Here is a 17,460-nt window from a genome sequence, read left to right as displayed (position 1 = left end):
CGAGCCGGGCGGGACGCTGCCGGCCCCTGCCGGCCGGCCTTGGTTTCAGTGCCGCTCCGCCTGCCTCCGCGCGACATACGCGGCGGCCTGGGAGCGGCGCTCCATGCCGAGCTTGGACAGCAGGCTGGAGACATAATTCTTGATCGTTTTCTCGGCGAGATGGAGCCGCTCGCCGATGGCGCGATTGGTCAGTCCCTCACCGATCAGATCGAGGATCCTGCGCTCCTGCTCGGTGAGGCTCGCCAGCCGGTCGTCGCCCTTCGGGGTGTTGCCGTCGCGCAGCCGCTCCAGCACCCGGGCGGTGGCCACGGGATCGAGCAGAGACTTCCCGGCCGCCACATCGCGTACCGCGGAGAGCAGTTCGTTGCCCCGGATGGCCTTGAGGACATATCCGGCCGCACCGGCCATGATCGCATCGAAAAGGGCCTCGTCATCCGCGAACGACGTGAGCATCAGGCATTTGATGTCCTCGTCCTGTGAACGGATCTCGCGGCAGACCTCGACACCGCTGCCATCGGGCAGCCGGACGTCGAGCACCGCGACGTCGGGGCGCGCCGCCGGGATCCTGACCAGGGCATCTGCGGCGGTACCCGCCTCGCCGACCACCTCGATGTCGTTCTCGACCGACAGCATTTCGTGAACGCCACGCCGGACAACTTCGTGGTCATCGAGCAGGAATACCGTGATTTTTCCGTCTTCGCGCACCACACCAGTCTCACACATCAACCCTTCCCGTGCTCCAGGTCACCGATATAACGTGCCGTTGTCCCGGCGGCCTGCAACGCTGTGACCAGGAGTTGTTCCAAGCCATTGCGATTTACTTGGAAATCCAAGCAAAATCGCAGGTCAGCGCCGTTTCCACTTCGGCTTTGACAATGGGTAACGTGCAATGAAGCAGGCCACTGTCCGGGAGCTTTGTTCCACCCGGATCCGGCCGCGTTCGCACACACCCCGTGCGCCGTATCGGATACCGGGTGAGCCGCAATACGGCCACCGGCGGACCCCGGGGGCCGGACAGACGGAGGAGCAGCACGTGACCGTGGAAGGCACTGCGCAGCGGAAAAACGCCCGCGGCAGCAGCAAGCGCACCACCGCCAAAAAGGCGACGTCGGCGAAGAAGGCGTCCCCGGCCAAGACCCGGAACTCCGGTCGGCCCGAGCAGGCGGAGCAGGACCAGCTCGTACAGCTGCTGACCCCCGAGGGGAAGCGGGTCGAGCACCCGGATTACTCCATTGATCTTTCCGCCGACGAGCTGCGCGGGCTCTACCGCGACATGGTGCTGACGCGGAAGTTCGATGCCGAGGCGACCACCCTCCAGCGCCAGGGCGAGCTAGGTCTGTGGGCCTCGCTGCTGGGCCAGGAGGCCGCCCAGATCGGCTCCGGCCGCGCGCTGCGCGACGACGACTATGTCTTCCCGACCTACCGCGAGCACGGTGTGGCATGGTGCCGGGGCGTCGACCCGACGAACCTGCTGGGCATGTTCCGCGGGGTCAATCACGGCGGCTGGGACCCCAACACCAACAACTTCCACCTCTACACCATCGTCATCGGTTCGCAGACGCTGCATGCGACCGGCTATGCGATGGGGGTGCAGAAGGACGGCGCGGATTCCGCGGTCATCGCCTATTTCGGTGACGGCGCCTCCAGCCAGGGCGATGTCGCGGAATCCTTCACCTTCTCCGCGGTCTACAACGCCCCGGTCGTGTTCTTCTGCCAGAACAACCAATGGGCGATTTCCGAACCCACCGAGAAGCAGACCCGGGTGCCGCTCTACCAGCGCGCCCGCGGTTACGGATTCCCCGGTGTACGGGTCGACGGCAATGACGTACTGGCCTGTCTGGCGGTGACCAAGGCGGCGCTGGAGCGGGCGCGCACCGGCCAGGGACCGATGCTCGTCGAGGCGTTCACCTACCGCATGGGCGCGCACACCACCTCCGACGACCCGACGAAGTACCGGGCGGACGAGGAGCGGGCGGCCTGGGAGGCCAAGGACCCGATCCTGCGGCTGCGGACATATCTGGAGTCCGAGGGCCTGGTCGACGAGGCGTATCTCGCCTCGATCGACCAGGAGAGCGAGGCCCTGGGCAAGCGGGTCCGCGATGCCGTGCGTGCCATGCCCGACCCGGACACCATGGCGATCTTCGAGAACGTCTATGCCGACGGGCATGCGCTCGTCGATGAGGAGCGCGCGCAGTTCGCCGCGTACCAGGCGTCGTTCGCCGACGCCGATGCCGTCGCGGAGGGGAACTGACCATGGCAGTCTTCGAGAAGATCACCATTGCCAAGGCGATCAACGAGTCGCTGCGTGCCTCCATGGAGGCCGACCCCAAGGTCCTCGTCATGGGTGAGGACGTCGGCAAGCTCGGCGGCGTCTTCCGTGTGACGGACGGCCTGCAGAAGGACTTCGGTGAGGAGCGGGTGATCGACACCCCGCTCGCCGAGTCCGGCATCGTCGGCACCGCGATCGGTATGGCGCTGCGCGGCTACCGCCCGGTCGTCGAGATCCAGTTCGACGGCTTCGTCTTCCCCGCCTACGACCAGATCGTCACCCAGCTCGCGAAGATGCACGCCCGTGCGCTGGGCAAGGTCAAGGTGCCGGTCGTCATCCGCATCCCGTACGCGGGCGGCATCGGTGCGGTCGAGCACCACTCCGAGTCCCCCGAGGCGCTGTTCGCGCATGTCGCGGGCCTCAAGATCGTTTCTCCCTCGAACTCCTCCGACGCCTACTGGATGCTCCAGCAGGCCATCGCGGGTGACGACCCCGTCATCTACTTCGAGCCCAAGCGCCGCTACCACGACAAGTCGCGGCTGGACACCGAGTCGATCCCCGACCCGCTGCACAAGGCCCGGATCGCCCGTACCGGCTCCGACCTCACGCTGGCCGCCTATGGCCCGATGGTGAAGGTCTGCCAGGACGTCGCCAATGTCGCGGCCGAGGAGGGCAAGTCGATCGAGGTCGTCGACCTGCGCTCGCTCTCCCCGATCGACTTCGACACCGTGCAGTCGTCGGTGCAGAAGACCGGCCGGCTGGTCGTCGTCCACGAGGCCCCGGTCTTCTTCGGCGCGGGGGCGGAGATCGCCGCCCGGATCACCGAGCGGTGCTTCTACCAGCTGGAGGCCCCGGTTCTGCGGGTCGGCGGTTTCCACTCCCCGTATCCGCCCTCCCGTCTGGAGGACGAGTACCTTCCGGGGCTGGACCGGGTGCTCGACGCCGTCGACCGTGCGTTGGCGTACTGAGGGTTTGAGGAGAGTTCGTAACCATGACTGCAAGTACCGCCCGTGCCCAGCGCTTCCGCGAGTTCAAGATGCCCGACGTGGGCGAGGGGCTCACCGAGGCCGAGATCCTCAAGTGGTACGTCCAGGTGGGCGACACCGTCACCGACGGCCAGGTCGTCTGTGAGGTCGAGACCGCCAAGGCCGCCGTGGAACTGCCCATTCCCTACGACGGAGTGGTGCATGAGCTGAACTTCGGCGAGGGCGTCACCGTCGATGTCGGCACCGTCATCATCTCCGTGGACACCGATCCCGGAGCCGGGCCCGCCGCGGCACCGGCGGCGCAGCAGGCGCCGCAGGAGGCCGCCGCGTCCGACGAGGAGGATGCCGAGCCGCAGGGCCGGCAGGCGGTGCTGGTCGGCTACGGCGCCGCGCCGTCCTCGACCAAGCGCCGGGCACGCAAGCCCCGGGCCGGGGTGCCGGCCCAGCCGGAGCCCGCGAGAGCCGCTCTCCAGGCGGAGCTGAACGGGCGGGCCGCGTCCGTACCGACGCCTGCCCCGGTGCTCCCCGCCGCCGCGGCCGCTCCCGTGACTCCGGTCGCGAACGGCGCGGGTGCCGGGTCCGCCGGCCGGCCGCTGGCCAAGCCGCCGGTGCGCAAGCTCGCCAAGGACCTCGGCATCGACCTGGCAGCGATCGCCCCGACCGGGCCCGACGGCATCATCACCCGCGAGGATGTCCATGCGGCCGCCGCCCCGGCAGCGGCCCCGTCCCCGGCCGCCCCGGCCGAGGTCCCCGGGCCGGTCACCGCCGCCCCGGCCGAGCCCGGCATCGTCGACGCCGCCGCCCGCGAGCGGCGGGTGCCGGTCAAGGGCGTACGCAAGGCCACCGCCCAGGCGATGGTCAGCAGTGCCTTCACCGCGCCGCATGTCACGGAGTTCGTCACCGTCGATGTGACCCGCACGATGAAGCTCGTCCAGGAACTCAAGCAGGACCCGGACATGGCGGGGCTGCGCGTGAACCCGCTGCTGCTCGTCGCCAAGGCCTTCCTGGTCGCCATCAAGCGCCACCCGGAGGTCAATGCCTCGTGGGACGAGGCGCGTCAGGAGATCGTCTACAAGGACTACGTCAACCTCGGGATCGCGGCGGCCACCCCGCGCGGGCTGATCGTCCCGAACATCAAGGACGCCGGAGTCAGGACACTCCCCCAACTCGCCGCGGATCTGGGCGATCTGGTGGCCACCGCCCGCGAGGGCAAGACCTCCCCGGCGGCGATGAGCAGCGGCACGGTCACCGTCACCAATGTAGGCGTCTTCGGCGTCGACACCGGTACGCCGATCCTCAACCCGGGGGAGTCGGCGATCCTTGCCTTCGGCGCGGTCAAGCTTCAGCCGTGGGTCCACAAGGGCAAGGTGAAGGCGCGCCAGGTCACCACCCTCGCGTTGTCCTTCGACCACCGGCTCATTGACGGCGAGCTGGGTTCCAAGCTGCTCGCGGATGTCGCGGCCGTGCTGGAACGGCCCAAGCGTCTGATCACCTGGGGATGAGCCAGGATGCGGGGCCGGGCGGCGCGGAGCGGTGTTTCACGTGAAACACCGCCTCGGGACCGCCCCGGCCCCGTGGACGAGCATCCGCTCGCGCCGCCCGCGCCCCCGCTCCGGCCGTACGTCAGCTCGTACGCCGGATACCGGCAGGCCGGGGTCCCACCGATGCGGCACCGTGGGCTCCCCTCGCCGCGGCTGACCCTGATCTTCACCCTCGACGAGCCGCTCACGCTGGCCGGCCACCCGGACCCCGGGCAGGCCCCCGGCACCTACGGCACCCTCATCGGCGGCCTGCACACCCGCCTCGCATTGATCACCCACCAGGGCCGCCAGTCCGGCATCCAGGTCGGCCTGCACCCGCTGGGCGCCCGTGCCTTGCTGGGACTGCCTGCCGGGGAACTGGCGGATCTCGACCTTCCCGCGGACGCCGTGCTCGGACGGCCGGGCGCGGACATCGGTGAGCGGCTGCGGACGGCTCGCAGCTGGCCGGAGCGGTTCGCGCTGCTGGACACCTATCTGCTGAGCTGCCTGTCCGGGGCACCGCGCGGCTCCGGCCTGGGGCCGGCACCCGAGGCCGTCCGCGCCTGGCGGCTGCTGGCCCGGTCAGGGGGTGCCGCACCGGTGGCGGCGCTCGCCGCGGACGTCGGCTGGAGCCCCCGCCATCTGACCGCCCGCTTCCGGCAGGAAACCGGTCTGACGCCCAAGACCGCCGCGCGGGTCATCCGGTTCGACCGGGCACGCCGGCTGCTCGGCGCCGCGGCCGGTTCGGGCACACCGGTGCTGCTGGCCGATCTGGCCGTGCGCTGCGGCTACTTCGACCAGGCCCATCTCGCCCGGGAGTTTCGTTCGCTGGCCGGCTGTCCGCCCAGCCAATGGCTCGCCGAGGAGTTCCGAAACGTCCAAGCCCCCGGGGAGGTCATCGAGGAAAGCTGAGGTCAGCGGCCCGCCAGGGGGCGCCTACCCGACCCAGGAGGTCCGGTGAACATGCCCGAGAACCTGTCCGACACCACACCCGCACCGCAGGTATGGCCGACGCTGCGGGCCCACGACGCCCGTGCGCTGATCCGTTTCCTGGTCGATGCGTTCGGCTTCGAGGAGACCGTGGTCCACGGGGAAGGCGAGCGCGTCGAGCACGCCGAGCTCTCCTGGCCGGAAGGCGGCGGCATCATGCTCGGCTCCGTCAAGGACGCGGACGAGGACAGCTGCGGGCTGAACCCGGGGTCCTTCGGGGCCTATGTCGTCACCGACCGCCCCGACGAGCTGTGTGGCCGGGCCAGAGCGGCCGGTGCGGAGATCACCGATGAGCTGACCGACACCGACTACGGTTCACGGAGCTTCGGCGCCCGCGATCCCGAGGGCAACCGCTGGTCGTTCGGTACGTATCGGGGTGAGCCGCGGAAGGTGTAGCGGACGCCGCGGCGCACCCGTGCCGGTCAGCCGCGGATGAGCTGCACCGCGCGGCTGAAGTGAGCCACCGGCCCGACCGGGCCGGATTCATCGGCGTGCGCGGCGCCGCGGGTCAGTGCGACACCTGCCCACAGGCCGGCGACGATCAATGCCAGCACGACGGTGTTCCGCGTACGGCGGCCGGCGTTCGTCCTGGGCTGCATGGTCAACTCCCCTTGGATATGGGAGCCTCCCCGGCTCCCTTCCTCTATTCACCCATGAAATCCGCGCCGATCCGTACGCGGCAGGTAGGGACTCCTGTCCGACCTGAGGCGGACCCGAAGCCGCTCTGCGGTCCCCCTTTCGGCAGAGTCCGGGCCCGGCGCGGAAAGGGTTTGCGGGAGTCGGCGGTGCTGTTTACGGTCGGCGAAATGAGCAGCGAAATGATCATTCGGCGTTACCGGGCGTCCGACCAGGACGTTGTCACCGATCTGTGGTCCCGGGCCGTGCGGCAGGCGCACCCGTTCATCGACGGGGAGGGCGAGGGGGAACGGTCCCGGATCCTCCGTGAGATGTATCTCGTCCAGGCGGAGAACTGGGTCGCCGAGCGTGAGGGCATCGTCATCGGGCTGCTGGGACTGCTGCCCGGCGGTCCCGGGGAGGGCAACGGGGGCGGTCCCGGGGCCGAGGTCGGGGGCCTGTTCGTGGCACCGGAGGCCCAAGGGTGCGGCGCCGGGCGGGAGTTGCTGGAGCATGCGGCGGCGCGGCACGGGGCGCTGGCCCTGGAGGTCTTCGGGGACAACGGCCGGGCGCGCCGGTTCTTCGCGCACCTGGGCTTCACGGAGCGGGGGCGGCGGACGGACGGGGAGACCGGCCATCCGCTGATCGCCCTGGAGCGTGCCGCGCCGCTGAAGTCGGTGAGCTGGCTGCATCTGCGCGACGGGCGGCTGCTGAGCGTGCGGACGCGGGGGAATGACACGTTCTATCTCCCGGGCGGCAAGTACGAGCCGGGGGAGACCGCGCGGGAGGCGCTGGCGCGTGAACTGGGCGAGGAACTCGGCCTGGTGGTGCCCGCCGCGGAGCTGTCGGAGGCGTTTGTCATCCATGACGTCGCCCACGGCAAGAACGGCCGCCGACTCCATATGACCTGCTTCACCGGGGGGCCGCAGGACATCGCACCGGCCCCCGGCCGGGAGATCGCAGAGTTCGCCTGGTTCGACCGCCGGGAGGCGCGGGAGCGCTGTGCCCCGGCGCATGCGCAGGTCGTGAACCGGCTGGTCGCCCAGGGGCGGATGCCGGGCTGACGGTGCGGCCGGGCGGCGCACGGCTCGCCGCCGGCCCGGCTGCCGGCCAGCCGTGACGGCGGCCCCGATAGCGCCTTCTACCAGGACAAATACCCTCTCCGTTGTCCGTATCGTGGACCAGGCTGCCGGACGCATACCTGTTGTATCTATCCTGTGTGCATGCCCTCCGCCAGCACGTCCACCGCTCCTGCCAGAGAGCCCGCCGCCAAGCAGCCGCCCGCCGCCGAGCGGGTCTATGCGCATATCAAGGACGCCGTCCTGGACCGCCGCTACGAGGGCGGGATGCTGCTCACCGAAGGTGAACTGGCCGATGCCGTGGGAGTGTCCCGGACGCCGGTCCGTGAGGCGCTGCTGCGGCTGGAGGTCGAGGGGCTGATCAAGCTTTACCCGAAGAAGGGCGCGCTGGTGCTGCCGGTCTCCGCGCAGGAGATCGCCGATGTCGTCGAGACCCGGCTGCTGGTGGAGAAGCATGCCGCGGCCAAGGCGGTGCCCGTGAGCGGGGCGCTGATCGGCGAGCTGACCGAGTTGCTGGAGACGATGCGGGAACAGGCCGCATCGGGTGATCTGGCCGCCGTCTCCGTCACCGACCGCGCCTTCCATGCCGCCATCGTGCGCAGCGCCGGCAATCAGATCCTGGACCGGCTCTACGAGCAGCTGCGCGACCGCCAGTTGAGGATGGGCGTCGCGGTGATGCATGCCCGCCCGGACCGGATCGCCAAGAACATCACCGAGCATGCGGAGATCCTCGAAGCCCTGCGGGCAGGGGATGCGGACGCCGCGACCGACGCCGTGCACCGGCACGTCAGCTGGGTCCGTAACCTCGCGCAGGGGGATGTGCGATGAGCGGTGGTACCGACAGCGCCGGCAGCTCCGGCATAGGCGGCGGCTCCGCCCGGCTGCTGCCCGCCGATCCACCCGGCGGCCGTAAGGCGATCGCCGTCTGGGGCATCGGCGTTGCGGTCTACTTCGTCGCGATCACCTACCGCACCAGCCTCGGTGTGGCCGGTCTGGACGCCGCCGAGCGCTTCCACATCAACGCCTCGGCGCTGTCGACGTTCTCGATCCTTCAGCTGCTGGTGTACGCGGGGATGCAGATCCCCGTCGGTCTGATGGTCGACCGGCTCGGCGCCAAGAAGGTGCTGACCCTCGGCGTGGTGCTCTACACCGTCGGCCAGTTCGGCTTTGCGCTCTCGTCGTCGTACGCCATGGCGCTCGGCTCGCGGGCACTGCTCGGCTGCGGGGACGCGATGACCTTCATCAGCGTGCTCCGGCTGGGCTCCCGGTGGTTTCCGGCCCGCCGCGGCCCGATGATCGCGCAGATCGCCGCGCTGGTGGGCATGGCGGGCAATCTGATCTCCACGCTCGTCCTCGCCCGTTTCCTGCACACCTTCGGCTGGACCCCGACGTTCGCCGCCAGTGCCGCCGGCGGCATTGTCGTGCTGATCGTGCTGCTGGTCTTCCTCAAGGACCACCCCCAGGGCTTTGAGCCGCCGCCCGCTGCCGCCGAGCACACCGGTGCCGGATTCGTGCGCCGGCAGATCGTGGACGCCTGGCGTGAGCCCGGCACCCGGCTGGGCATGTGGGTGCACTTCACCACCCAGTTCCCCGCGATGGTGTTCCTGCTGCTCTGGGGCCTGCCGTTCCTCGTCCAGGCGCAGGGCCTGTCCCGTGGCACCGCCGGTGAACTGCTGACCCTTGTGGTGCTGTCCAACATGGCGGTGGGCCTGGTCTACGGCCAGATCATTGCCCGTCATCACGCGGCCCGTACGCCGCTGGCACTGGGCACTGTCGGCGCCACGGCGCTGATGTGGGCGGTCGTGCTGTGCTGGCCGGCCGCTCATGCACCGATGGGGCTGCTGATCGCGCTGTGTGCGGTGCTGGGTGCCTGCGGCCCCGCCTCGATGATCGGCTTCGACTTCGCCCGGCCTGCCAACCCGCCGGAGCGTCAGGGCACCGCCTCCGGCATCGTCAACATGGGCGGCTTCACGGCCTCGATGACGACCCTGCTCGCCGTCGGTCTCCTGCTGGACGCGACCGGCGACAACTACCGGATCGCCTTCACCTCGATGTTCGTTCTGGAAGCGGCCGGGGTTTCCCAGATCCTGCGGCTGCGTCGTCGCGCGGCACGGCGCGAGCGCGAACGGCTGGTCGTCAGCCGTGTCGAGGCGGTCCACGTGCCGGCGTGAGAACCGGAGGGCGAGCGGTCGGCGGCCGGGTCCGTTTCACGTGGAACGGACAGGGCTGTTTCACGTGAAACGGCTCGCTCCGGGGCCGACTCCTCGTGTGCCGGCCGGCCGACGGTCAGAGCATCGGGTGAGGCGGCCCGCCGGGACACCGCCAGGCCCCGCCGCCGCTACGGCGTGATGGCGAAGTTGTCCAGGATCGCCTGGGCCAGCTCATGATCACCGTCGACCTTGATCTGCTCGGCCACGGCCGCCGGGCGGACCCGGCCGCAGGCCAGCCGGTGGAAGGTGTCCCAGTCCAGGGCGAGCGTCACGGTGGGGCCGAGCGAGACACTGCCGTCGATCGTGGCATTGCCCTGGGCGTCGAGGCGGACCGTGCGCAGGAATTCCAGCGGGCCGCTGACGTCGAATACCACCGCCGAACCGGCGGGCGCCTGGGCCCTCTTGGCGACCACGCCGGGCAGCGCCTTCACCAGCAGATCGCGCGTCACATATGCGCCGGGGGAGTCGAGATTGCCGGGCTTGCCGAACACCCGGCGCAGGTCCTGCTCATGCGCCCAGACATCGAACGCCCGCTGCCGCAGCACGTACTCCAGCGAGCGGTCCTCACCAAGCGGGCTGCGCACCACGGCGTCCGGTTGGCGGGACTCGTTGCGCAGCTGCCGGGAGCGGCGGATGACGGTGTATTCGAGCTCGCTGAGCATCTCCGGCGCGGTGTGGTGCCGGCGGACGTCGACCTGTACCTCCATACGTCGCGCCGATTCGCTCCGTACGTGGTAGAGATCGCGCGGCAGCGTATGAATCGGCCGCGGGTCGCCCAGCATTTCGCATTCCAGGCCGATGACATGGGAGACCACATCGCGAACGGACCATCCTGGGAGGTCCGTCGCCCTGTTCCACTCGCCTTCGACGAGCGGAGTCACCAGCTCGGTTATCGCTTCTATGGAGTGAGTCCAGGCATCGATGGAGGACTGAAGGCTGGGATGGACGGTCACGGGACCCCTCGGACGGTTCGTACGCGGGCTGCTGTCTGTGCAGTTAAGTTACGCTGCGCACGGGCACCCCGGCAGTGCTTTCGGGCCACCATCGTAGGCCGATGTTTCCGGGCCGCAGAGGGCTGCGCCGAACGGCGGGGAAGCCCGCTCCTCAGTCGTCCCCGTGCTCCCGCTCGGCCAGCCGGATCACACACACCGCGATGGCGATCAGCAGCGGCGGATCCGCGTCGTCCCGTACGACGTTGACCGCATAGGTGTCACGCACGGTCAGCCACCGCCGCGAGATCTCTGCGAGCAGTTCGCCCTCGTACTCGATCGCGAACTCCCGGTCCAGGATCTTCCCGCTGACATCCAGCTCGGTGCCGTCCACCAGCGCGACGCGGTAGTGGTTGCGCAGCAGCGAGAGCCGCTTGCGCTTGATCGTGGCCAGCGGCCGGTCGTCCCGCTCGATGGTCATCGTGTCGCGCAGGCTGAGCATCTTCTTGCGGAGGGTGATGAGCACCCGACGCTCGGTGTCCTTCAGCTCGAAGGTCTCCCGCAGCCGCAGTGCCTTCCCGTCCACCAGGTAGGCGTGCCGCCCGTGCTCGTCGTCGATCCAGTAGTCGTCGCCGATGCCGAAAATGCGGTCACGCACCATGTACTTGCCCGAGTGCGGGGGCGGCCCCCCGGGAGAATGCTGCATGGCTGACGTGTTCCCCCGGGGACCGGTGGAATGCGTGCGCACCGGAGTGACGTTGAATGTGCACATGGCTTCACGTGCACGCGTCCGCGCCCCCGAGCTGATCGGCAAGGGCGGCTGGCTGAATACCGGCAACAAGGAACTCACCCTTTCTGACCTGCGAGGACGCATTGTCGTCCTGGATTTCTGGACGTTTTGCTGTGTGAATTGTCTGCATGTCCTGGACGAGCTGCGGGAGCTGGAGGAACGGCACCGCGACACGGTCGTGATCGTCGGTGTGCACTCCCCGAAATTTGTGCACGAGGCCGAGCACCAGGCCGTCGTGGACGCCGTGGAGCGCTACGGCGTCGAGCACCCGGTCCTCGACGACCCCGAGCTGGCCACGTGGAAGCAGTACGCCGTACGGGCCTGGCCGACGCTCGTGGTGATCGACCCCGAGGGGTATGTCGTCGCCCAGCACGCCGGTGAGGGCCATGCGCACGCCATCGAGAAGCTCGTCGAGGAGCTGGCGGCCGAGCACGGTGCGATGGGCACGCTGCGGCGCGGCGACGGCCCGTACGTGCCGCCGGAGCCGGTCGCCACCGATCTGCGGTTCCCCGGCAAGGCGGTGCGGTTGCCCGCGGGCAGTTTCCTCGTCTCGGACACCACCCGGCATCAGCTGGTGGAGCTGGCGGCGGACGGCGAGCAGGTGCTGCGCCGGATCGGCTCCGGCGAGCGCGGGCTGACCCCGGACTCCTTCAACGAGCCGCAGGGCCTGGCACTGCTGCCCGATGGCCGGGTGGCCGTCGCGGACACCGTCAACCACGCCATCCGCGTCTTCGACCCGGAAACCGGCGCGCTGGAGACGGCGGCCGGCACCGGCAAGCAGTGGTGGCAGGGCTCGCCGACCTCCGGACCCGCGCATGCGGTGGATCTCTCCTCGCCCTGGGACGTCGCCTGGTGGCAGGACCGGCTGTGGATCGCGATGGCCGGGGTGCACCAGCTGTGGACCTATGACCCGGCCGCCGGCACGGTCGAGATGGCGGCCGGCACGACCAACGAGGGCCTGGTGGACGGCCCGGCCGCCGAGGCGTGGTTCGCCCAGCCGTCCGGGCTCGCGGCGGCCGGCGACCGGCTGTGGATCGCGGACTCGGAGACCAGCGCGGTCCGCTGGGTGGAGCCGGCCGGGGAGGGCGCCGGGGAGGGCGCCGGGGAGGGCGCCACCCGCAACGGCTACGTCATCCGTACGGCCGTCGGCACCGGCCTCTTCGACTTCGGGCACCGTGACGGCGCCGCCGGCCAGGCGCTGTTGCAGCATCCACTGGGCGTGACCGCCCTGCCCGACGGCTCGGTCGCGATCGCGGACACCTACAACCACGCACTGCGCCGCTTCGACCCCGCGAGCGGCGAGGTGACGACGCTGGCGACGGATCTGCGCGAGCCGTCGGCCGCGGTGCTCGTCGACGACGACATCGTGGTGGTGGAGTCGGCGCGGCACCGGCTGACCCGGCTGCGGCTGCCCGAGGAGGCCATCCGCGTCGAGTCGGTGGCGCACCGCACCCGGCGCGCGGCCACCGCGGTCGCCCCGGGCACGCTGCGGCTGGATGTCGTCTTCCAGGCCCCCGCCGGTCAGAAGCTCGACACCCGCTACGGCCCCTCCACGCGGCTGCTGGTCAGCGCGACGCCGCCGGAGCTGCTCGCCGACGGGGCGGGCGCGGGCACCGATCTCGCCCGGGACCTGGTGCTCGCGGACGGCGTGACCGAGGGCGTGCTGCATGTCTCGGCGATGGCCGCGTCCTGCGACGACGCCCCGGACGTCGAGTACCCCGCCTGCCATGTGCACCAGCAGGACTGGGGTGTTCCGGTCGAGATCACCGAGGGCGGAGTGACCCGGCTGGGGCTCGTCCTGGCCGGGCTGGACGCCGAGTAGGAGCGCGATCCCGGGCCCGCCGGCCGGGCCCGGGACGGGGCGGCCTGGGGGCGGGTCGCCGCGGCGGGTCAGTTCCCGACGCCGCCCGCCAGCTGAGCCCCGTGAATGCTCGAGCTCCAGTTGGTGATCTTGCTCTTGCCGACGGAGATGTGGAGCCGCTTCTCCGCGAAGTTGACGGTGACCGGACCGTGCGTGACAGAACTCGCCGAGACGCCCATGAAGTCGATGGTCACCGACTTCTGCTCGGTGCCCTTGGCGGCTGCGGTGTCGGTCGGGATGACCGCGTAGGCGTAGCCGTGGGCGGGCACGGTGATGCGGGTGCCGTCGAGGTGGCCGGGCGTGCCCTGCAGCAGGGGCAGCGGGGCCTTGGCGTTGTTGAAGCGCAGCAACGGTGCGTTGTAGAGCTTGCAGTCACGGCTGGTGGTGTTCTTGAACTTCACCGCCACATGGCTCTTCGGGCCGGTCTGCTGGGAGAACGTGACCTTGTACGTGCTGGGGTAGCAGTCGGGGACCCGCTGCGACGCCACGCCCGCGCCCGCCGCGGCCGCACCCCCGCCGATGATCCTGCGCTTCTTGGAAGACGAAGACGAAGACGAGGACTTCTTCGACTTCTTCGAGGAGTGGCTGTTGCAGCCGGTCAGCGCGAGCGAACCGGCCAGTCCGAGGGCCAGCGCGGCGTACGCGGCGGAGCGGCTGCGGGAGCGGCGTGCGGTCATGGGTGGGTCCCCCAGTGGGTTGCTGCAGTCAGCGAGGTGTGTCTGTCATGGCACGGCCACGATATCCATTGCCGGTCGATGTGCCGGGGCGGGTGCGTCGTGCCCGCTGTCGAAGTGGTGCCCTAGCAGGTCAGAGGGGGCGCAGGGAGGCGCGGCCGGCCCGTGGTGAGGGGTGCGGACCGGCTGCTGACCTGCGCAGAGGCGCGGAGTGCGGGACAGGACGGGCCGCTGTGTGAGACCTGACGGGACGCCGGGCATGCGAAAGGGCGCCCGCTGGGGGATGCGGGCGCCCTGGTCCAGGAGGATCCTCGTTCGCGCTTGCGTCAGCCGGAACCGGGTGCGGGACGGTCTGCCAGGAGGCCGTTCACCAGCCGTCAGCCGACGGCATTCCGGATCACCGGACGCGGCTCACCAGGCCGCTGCCTCGCTCGGGTCCGACTGCCAGTAGGTCACCCACGCGCTGTCGTCGATGTACGCCGACCCGCCGGGGATCGCCACCGCCGCCGAGCCGCCGATGCTGCCCTTGCCGTCACGGCCGGGGAGGCAGACCGACAGCGCGGTGACGGTGTGGCCGTGCCGGCCGGAGCCGTCGGCGGACGAGGTCAGCACGCCGGCGTAGCCGGACTCGCCGGGGGCGAGGGTGACCACGGCCTGCGGCCTGCTGGCCGGCAGCTCGGGGAGCGGGGCCTGCGCCTCGTCGAAGCGCAGATACGGGGCCAGGTAGAGGTCGCAGGTGGCGCCCGAGGTGTTGGTGGCCTTCAGCAGCAGATGGTTGACCGGCCGCGTCAGCGGCTGGGCGACGATGCGGATCTTCGCGGCGTCGCAGGCGGTGTGCCGGATGACGGGGGCGCTGCCGGACTTGCCCGCGTTGCCGGTGCGCGCGCCGGTGGTCCTCGTCCCCGCATCCGCTCCGCTGCCGCCACGTCCCGCTGACACCTGCTCCGTCCGGGCGTCTTCGGTCCGGCCGCCGTCGGTCCGGGTGCCGCCCTGCGCCGCGCTCTCGGCCTTCGCGGCCGGGGCCGCGGAGTCCTGGGACGGGAGCACCGGGTGGAACGGCTTCGCGGCGCTGGTCTGGAGGGGGTTGTCCTGGCCGCCGCAGGCGGTCAGCCCGAGCGCCGCGACGGTGGTCAGTCCGGCCGCGGCGGCCATCCGCAGCGTACGGCGGCGGGCGGTACGGGACCCCTGAGGGGCGCCGGTGGCCGTCCTGGCGCCGGACTCGACGGCGGGTTCGGAGCGGGTGTGGCTGCGCAGCATTTCCGGTCTCCCCCGGTCGGCGGTCCGCACCGTGTCAGCGGTACGCCCTGTGGTCTGGTGTGCGACCTGTCCTTCGGTCTGACACCAGGTTGCCGTCCGCCGCTGCCGTATCGCTAACGTGCGCCTAACGCCCCGCACACGGGGCGCCCGGCCATGCATCAGTCGCGGCCACCACTCCCCTGGCTCCCGTCCGTTGCCCCGGTGCCCTCCTCGCCGCTCCCTGCGCCTTCACCGCGCTCGTCCCGCGCGAACAACTGCGTCAGCGCGCTGATCGTGTAGACGTCGGTGGCCTCTTCGTCCACCAGATGCATCTCCGTGAGCCGGTCCAGACCGTCCTGGGTGCGCTCCGGGTCGTACCCGGCGAGCGCCGCCGCCAGCGATGCGTTGAGGTGCCCGTCCGCGCTGGTCGCCAGCGCGCTGAGCAGCCGTGCATCGTCCGCCGACAGCCGGGCGACGGACATCCGCAGCGCCGCCGCGATGCCGGTGTCCTCCGCCGACAGCAGCGCCAGCCGCCGCCGTTCGTCGCGCAGCGCCGCCGCCAGCCGGGCCAGCCGCCAGCGCGGCCGGGCGGTCAGCTGGGCGGCCGCGGCCCGCAGCGCCAGCGGCAGACCGTCGCACAGGTCGACCAGTTCCCGTGCGGCGGCCGGGTCCTCGGCGACCCGGTCCGGGCCGAGCATCGCGCCGAGCAGCGCCGTGCCCTCTTCGTGGCCGAGCGCCTGGATCCCGACCGGCCGGGCCCAGTCGGTGGCGACCAGCCCGTCGAGACGGCTGCGGCTGGTGACGACCGTGGCGCAGTGCGGGCCACCGGGCAGCAGTGGCCGTACCTGCGCCGAACTGCGCGCATTGTCGAGGACCACCAGCAGCCGGCGCTCGGCCACCAGCGACCGGAAGAGCGCCGACGCGGCCTGCGCCGAGCCGGGCACCCGCTCCGGGGGAGTGCCGAGCGCCAGCAGGAAGTCGCGCAGAATCTCGGCCGGCGGTGCCTCGTCGCCCTCGCCGAAACCGCGCAGATCGGCGAAGAGCTGTCCGTCGGGGAACGCCCCGGCGTGCAGATGCGCCCACTGCACGGCGCAGGCCGTCTTGCCGACACCGGCCGGTCCCGCCACCACCGCGAGCGGGCTCTCGCCGGTCGTACGGTCCGTCAACACCGTCGTCAGTGCGGAGAGCTGGTCTTCCCGGCCCAGGAAGCGGGCCGGCGGACGGGGCAGCAGCCGTGGTGGCAGACCGGCCCGTCCGGAGCCGGACCCGTCGCGGCCGCCGGCCGCCGTCCCTTCGCTCGTCCCGCCCGCACCTGGCGCACCGGCGCCACCGCGGGCCTCGTCCCGGCCGGCGCTCCCCGGTGCGGACGCCCGCCCTGCACCGTCAACGGGGCGCTGCCCGCTGCCGGTTGCGGAGCGTCCGGCTCCGGAAGCCCCGGGACGACCGTCTCCGGCGGCCGCCCCGGGACGAGCCGCTCCCGACGGTGCGCCACCGGAAGCGCCGCCCGTGCCGCGCGCCCCGCCCGCGGGCGCACCCGCACCCGTCCGTCCCCCGCCGGCCGCCTCCGCCCGCAGGATCTCTTCGTACGCGCCGCGCAGCCGCTCGCCCGGATCGACCCCCAGCTCCTCGTTGAGCAGCCGGCGGGTGCGATGGAACCACTCCAGCGCATCGGACTGCCGCCCCGTGTGGAACAGCGCCCGCATCAGCCCGGCGATCAGGCCTTCCCGCAAGGGGTGGTTGACGGCCGCGGAGTACAGGATGGCCGCGGCCTGTTCGTGCTCGCCGAGCGCGCCGTGCGCCCGCCCCAGCGCCTCCACGGCCGTCAGCCGGCGCTCCTCCAGCGCATGCGCGGCGGCCGCGAACGGCGGGCTGGTGACCGTGCCGGTCAGCGCGGGCCCGCGCCACAGCCCCAGTGCCTCGCGCAGCAGCGGTACGGCATCGGCCGGCGCCGCCTCGGGGCGCGCCAGCCCCACCAGCTCACCGAAGCGGTGAGCGTCGATCAGCTCCTCCGGCAGCCGCAGCAGATACGCGGAGCCATGGGTGGCCAGTTCGATGCCGTACGCCTCCGCACCGCCCTCGGCGAGCGTGGCGCGCAGCCGCGAGACATGCCCCTGGACGACCGTACGGGAGTGTTCGGGCGGCTCGTCCTCCCACAGAGAGTCGATCAACTGCTCCAGTGGGACGGTGGTGTTGGGCTGCAGCAAGAGCAGCGCCAGCACACTGCGCCGTTTGGCGGGCCCGAGCGACAGCTCCGCGGAGCCGGTCGTCACGGCGATCGGACCGAGCAGTGAGAATTCCAAC

16 protein-coding genes are annotated in these 17,460 nt (G+C 71.1%); 9 read left to right on the top strand and 7 right to left on the bottom strand.

Going from position 1 to position 17,460, the window contains the following annotated elements:
* Positions 1–45 precede the first annotated feature (45 nt).
* Positions 46–705 (bottom strand): response regulator, encoded by a 660-nt coding sequence (locus ACWGJY_RS01725; RefSeq protein WP_453258813.1) that lies wholly within the window; start codon positions 703–705, stop codon positions 46–48.
* A gap of 328 nt (positions 706–1,033) precedes the next feature.
* Between ACWGJY_RS01725 and pdhA the strand changes: the two genes are divergently transcribed.
* From pdhA to ACWGJY_RS01700, 5 genes are all read left to right on the top strand, one after another.
* Positions 1,034–2,251 carry a pyruvate dehydrogenase (acetyl-transferring) E1 component subunit alpha gene (gene pdhA, locus ACWGJY_RS01720; RefSeq protein WP_453258812.1) on the top strand — a complete coding sequence of 406 codons (1,218 nt, stop codon included), beginning with the start codon at positions 1,034–1,036 and terminating at the stop codon, positions 2,249–2,251.
* 2 nt (positions 2,252–2,253) lie between these two features.
* Positions 2,254–3,237, top strand: coding sequence for an alpha-ketoacid dehydrogenase subunit beta (locus ACWGJY_RS01715; RefSeq protein ID WP_453258811.1), 984 nt, complete (start codon positions 2,254–2,256; stop codon positions 3,235–3,237).
* 23 nt (positions 3,238–3,260) lie between these two features.
* The gene (locus ACWGJY_RS01710) at positions 3,261–4,757 is read left to right on the top strand and encodes a dihydrolipoamide acetyltransferase family protein (RefSeq protein WP_453258810.1); all 1,497 of its coding nucleotides are present in this window, start codon (positions 3,261–3,263) and stop codon (positions 4,755–4,757) included.
* 72 nt (positions 4,758–4,829) lie between these two features.
* On the top strand, positions 4,830–5,687 hold the full coding sequence (locus tag ACWGJY_RS01705; RefSeq protein ID WP_453258809.1) for a helix-turn-helix domain-containing protein: 858 nt from the start codon (positions 4,830–4,832) through the stop codon (positions 5,685–5,687).
* 51 nt (positions 5,688–5,738) lie between these two features.
* The gene (locus ACWGJY_RS01700; RefSeq protein ID WP_453258808.1) at positions 5,739–6,161 is read left to right on the top strand and encodes a VOC family protein; all 423 of its coding nucleotides are present in this window, start codon (positions 5,739–5,741) and stop codon (positions 6,159–6,161) included.
* Positions 6,162–6,187: 26 nt separating this feature from the next.
* Here the strand turns inward: ACWGJY_RS01700 and ACWGJY_RS01695 are convergent, their stop codons facing one another.
* Complete coding sequence (locus ACWGJY_RS01695; RefSeq protein WP_453258807.1) at positions 6,188–6,364, bottom strand: hypothetical protein; 177 nt, start codon at positions 6,362–6,364, stop codon at positions 6,188–6,190.
* A 207-nt stretch (positions 6,365–6,571) separates the two neighbouring features.
* Between ACWGJY_RS01695 and ACWGJY_RS01690 the strand changes: the two genes are divergently transcribed.
* The 3 genes from ACWGJY_RS01690 to ACWGJY_RS01680 all read left to right on the top strand — a co-directional run bounded on the left by ACWGJY_RS01690 (position 6,572) and on the right by ACWGJY_RS01680 (position 9,630).
* The gene (locus ACWGJY_RS01690; protein WP_453258806.1) at positions 6,572–7,444 is read left to right on the top strand and encodes a GNAT family N-acetyltransferase; all 873 of its coding nucleotides are present in this window, start codon (positions 6,572–6,574) and stop codon (positions 7,442–7,444) included.
* A 159-nt stretch (positions 7,445–7,603) separates the two neighbouring features.
* A complete protein-coding gene (locus tag ACWGJY_RS01685; protein ID WP_453258805.1) occupies positions 7,604–8,287 on the top strand; it encodes a GntR family transcriptional regulator in 684 nt (227 codons plus the stop codon).
* On the top strand, positions 8,284–9,630 hold the full coding sequence (locus tag ACWGJY_RS01680; protein WP_453258804.1) for an MFS transporter: 1,347 nt from the start codon (positions 8,284–8,286) through the stop codon (positions 9,628–9,630). The genes ACWGJY_RS01685 and ACWGJY_RS01680 overlap by 4 nt, the downstream gene beginning before the upstream one ends.
* A 167-nt stretch (positions 9,631–9,797) precedes the next feature.
* Here ACWGJY_RS01680 and ACWGJY_RS01675 read toward each other — a convergent pair whose 3' ends face one another.
* Positions 9,798–10,622 carry a maleylpyruvate isomerase family mycothiol-dependent enzyme gene (locus tag ACWGJY_RS01675; RefSeq protein WP_453258803.1) on the bottom strand — a complete coding sequence of 275 codons (825 nt, stop codon included), beginning with the start codon at positions 10,620–10,622 and terminating at the stop codon, positions 9,798–9,800.
* A 151-nt stretch (positions 10,623–10,773) separates the two neighbouring features.
* Positions 10,774–11,304, bottom strand: coding sequence for an LURP-one-related/scramblase family protein (locus ACWGJY_RS01670; protein WP_453258802.1), 531 nt, complete (start codon positions 11,302–11,304; stop codon positions 10,774–10,776).
* A 64-nt stretch (positions 11,305–11,368) separates the two neighbouring features.
* Between ACWGJY_RS01670 and ACWGJY_RS01665 the strand changes: the two genes are divergently transcribed.
* A complete protein-coding gene (locus tag ACWGJY_RS01665) occupies positions 11,369–13,210 on the top strand; it encodes an NHL domain-containing thioredoxin family protein (RefSeq protein WP_453258801.1) in 1,842 nt (613 codons plus the stop codon).
* Positions 13,211–13,278: 68 nt separating this feature from the next.
* Here the strand turns inward: ACWGJY_RS01665 and ACWGJY_RS01660 are convergent, their stop codons facing one another.
* The 3 genes from ACWGJY_RS01660 to ACWGJY_RS01650 form a co-directional block, all read right to left on the bottom strand.
* Positions 13,279–13,926, bottom strand: coding sequence for a DUF4232 domain-containing protein (locus ACWGJY_RS01660; RefSeq protein ID WP_453258800.1), 648 nt, complete (start codon positions 13,924–13,926; stop codon positions 13,279–13,281).
* A gap of 408 nt (positions 13,927–14,334) precedes the next feature.
* Positions 14,335–15,180, bottom strand: coding sequence for a DUF4232 domain-containing protein (locus tag ACWGJY_RS01655; RefSeq protein ID WP_453258799.1), 846 nt, complete (start codon positions 15,178–15,180; stop codon positions 14,335–14,337).
* 158 nt (positions 15,181–15,338) lie between these two features.
* A complete protein-coding gene (locus ACWGJY_RS01650; RefSeq protein ID WP_453258798.1) occupies positions 15,339–17,459 on the bottom strand; it encodes a BTAD domain-containing putative transcriptional regulator in 2,121 nt (706 codons plus the stop codon).
* Position 17,460 lies beyond the last annotated feature (1 nt).

Source organism: Streptomyces sp. NPDC054765 (assembly GCF_053612065.1).
The sequence above is the reverse complement of the archived record's forward strand: the minus strand, read 5'-3'. Positions and strand labels throughout refer to the sequence as shown.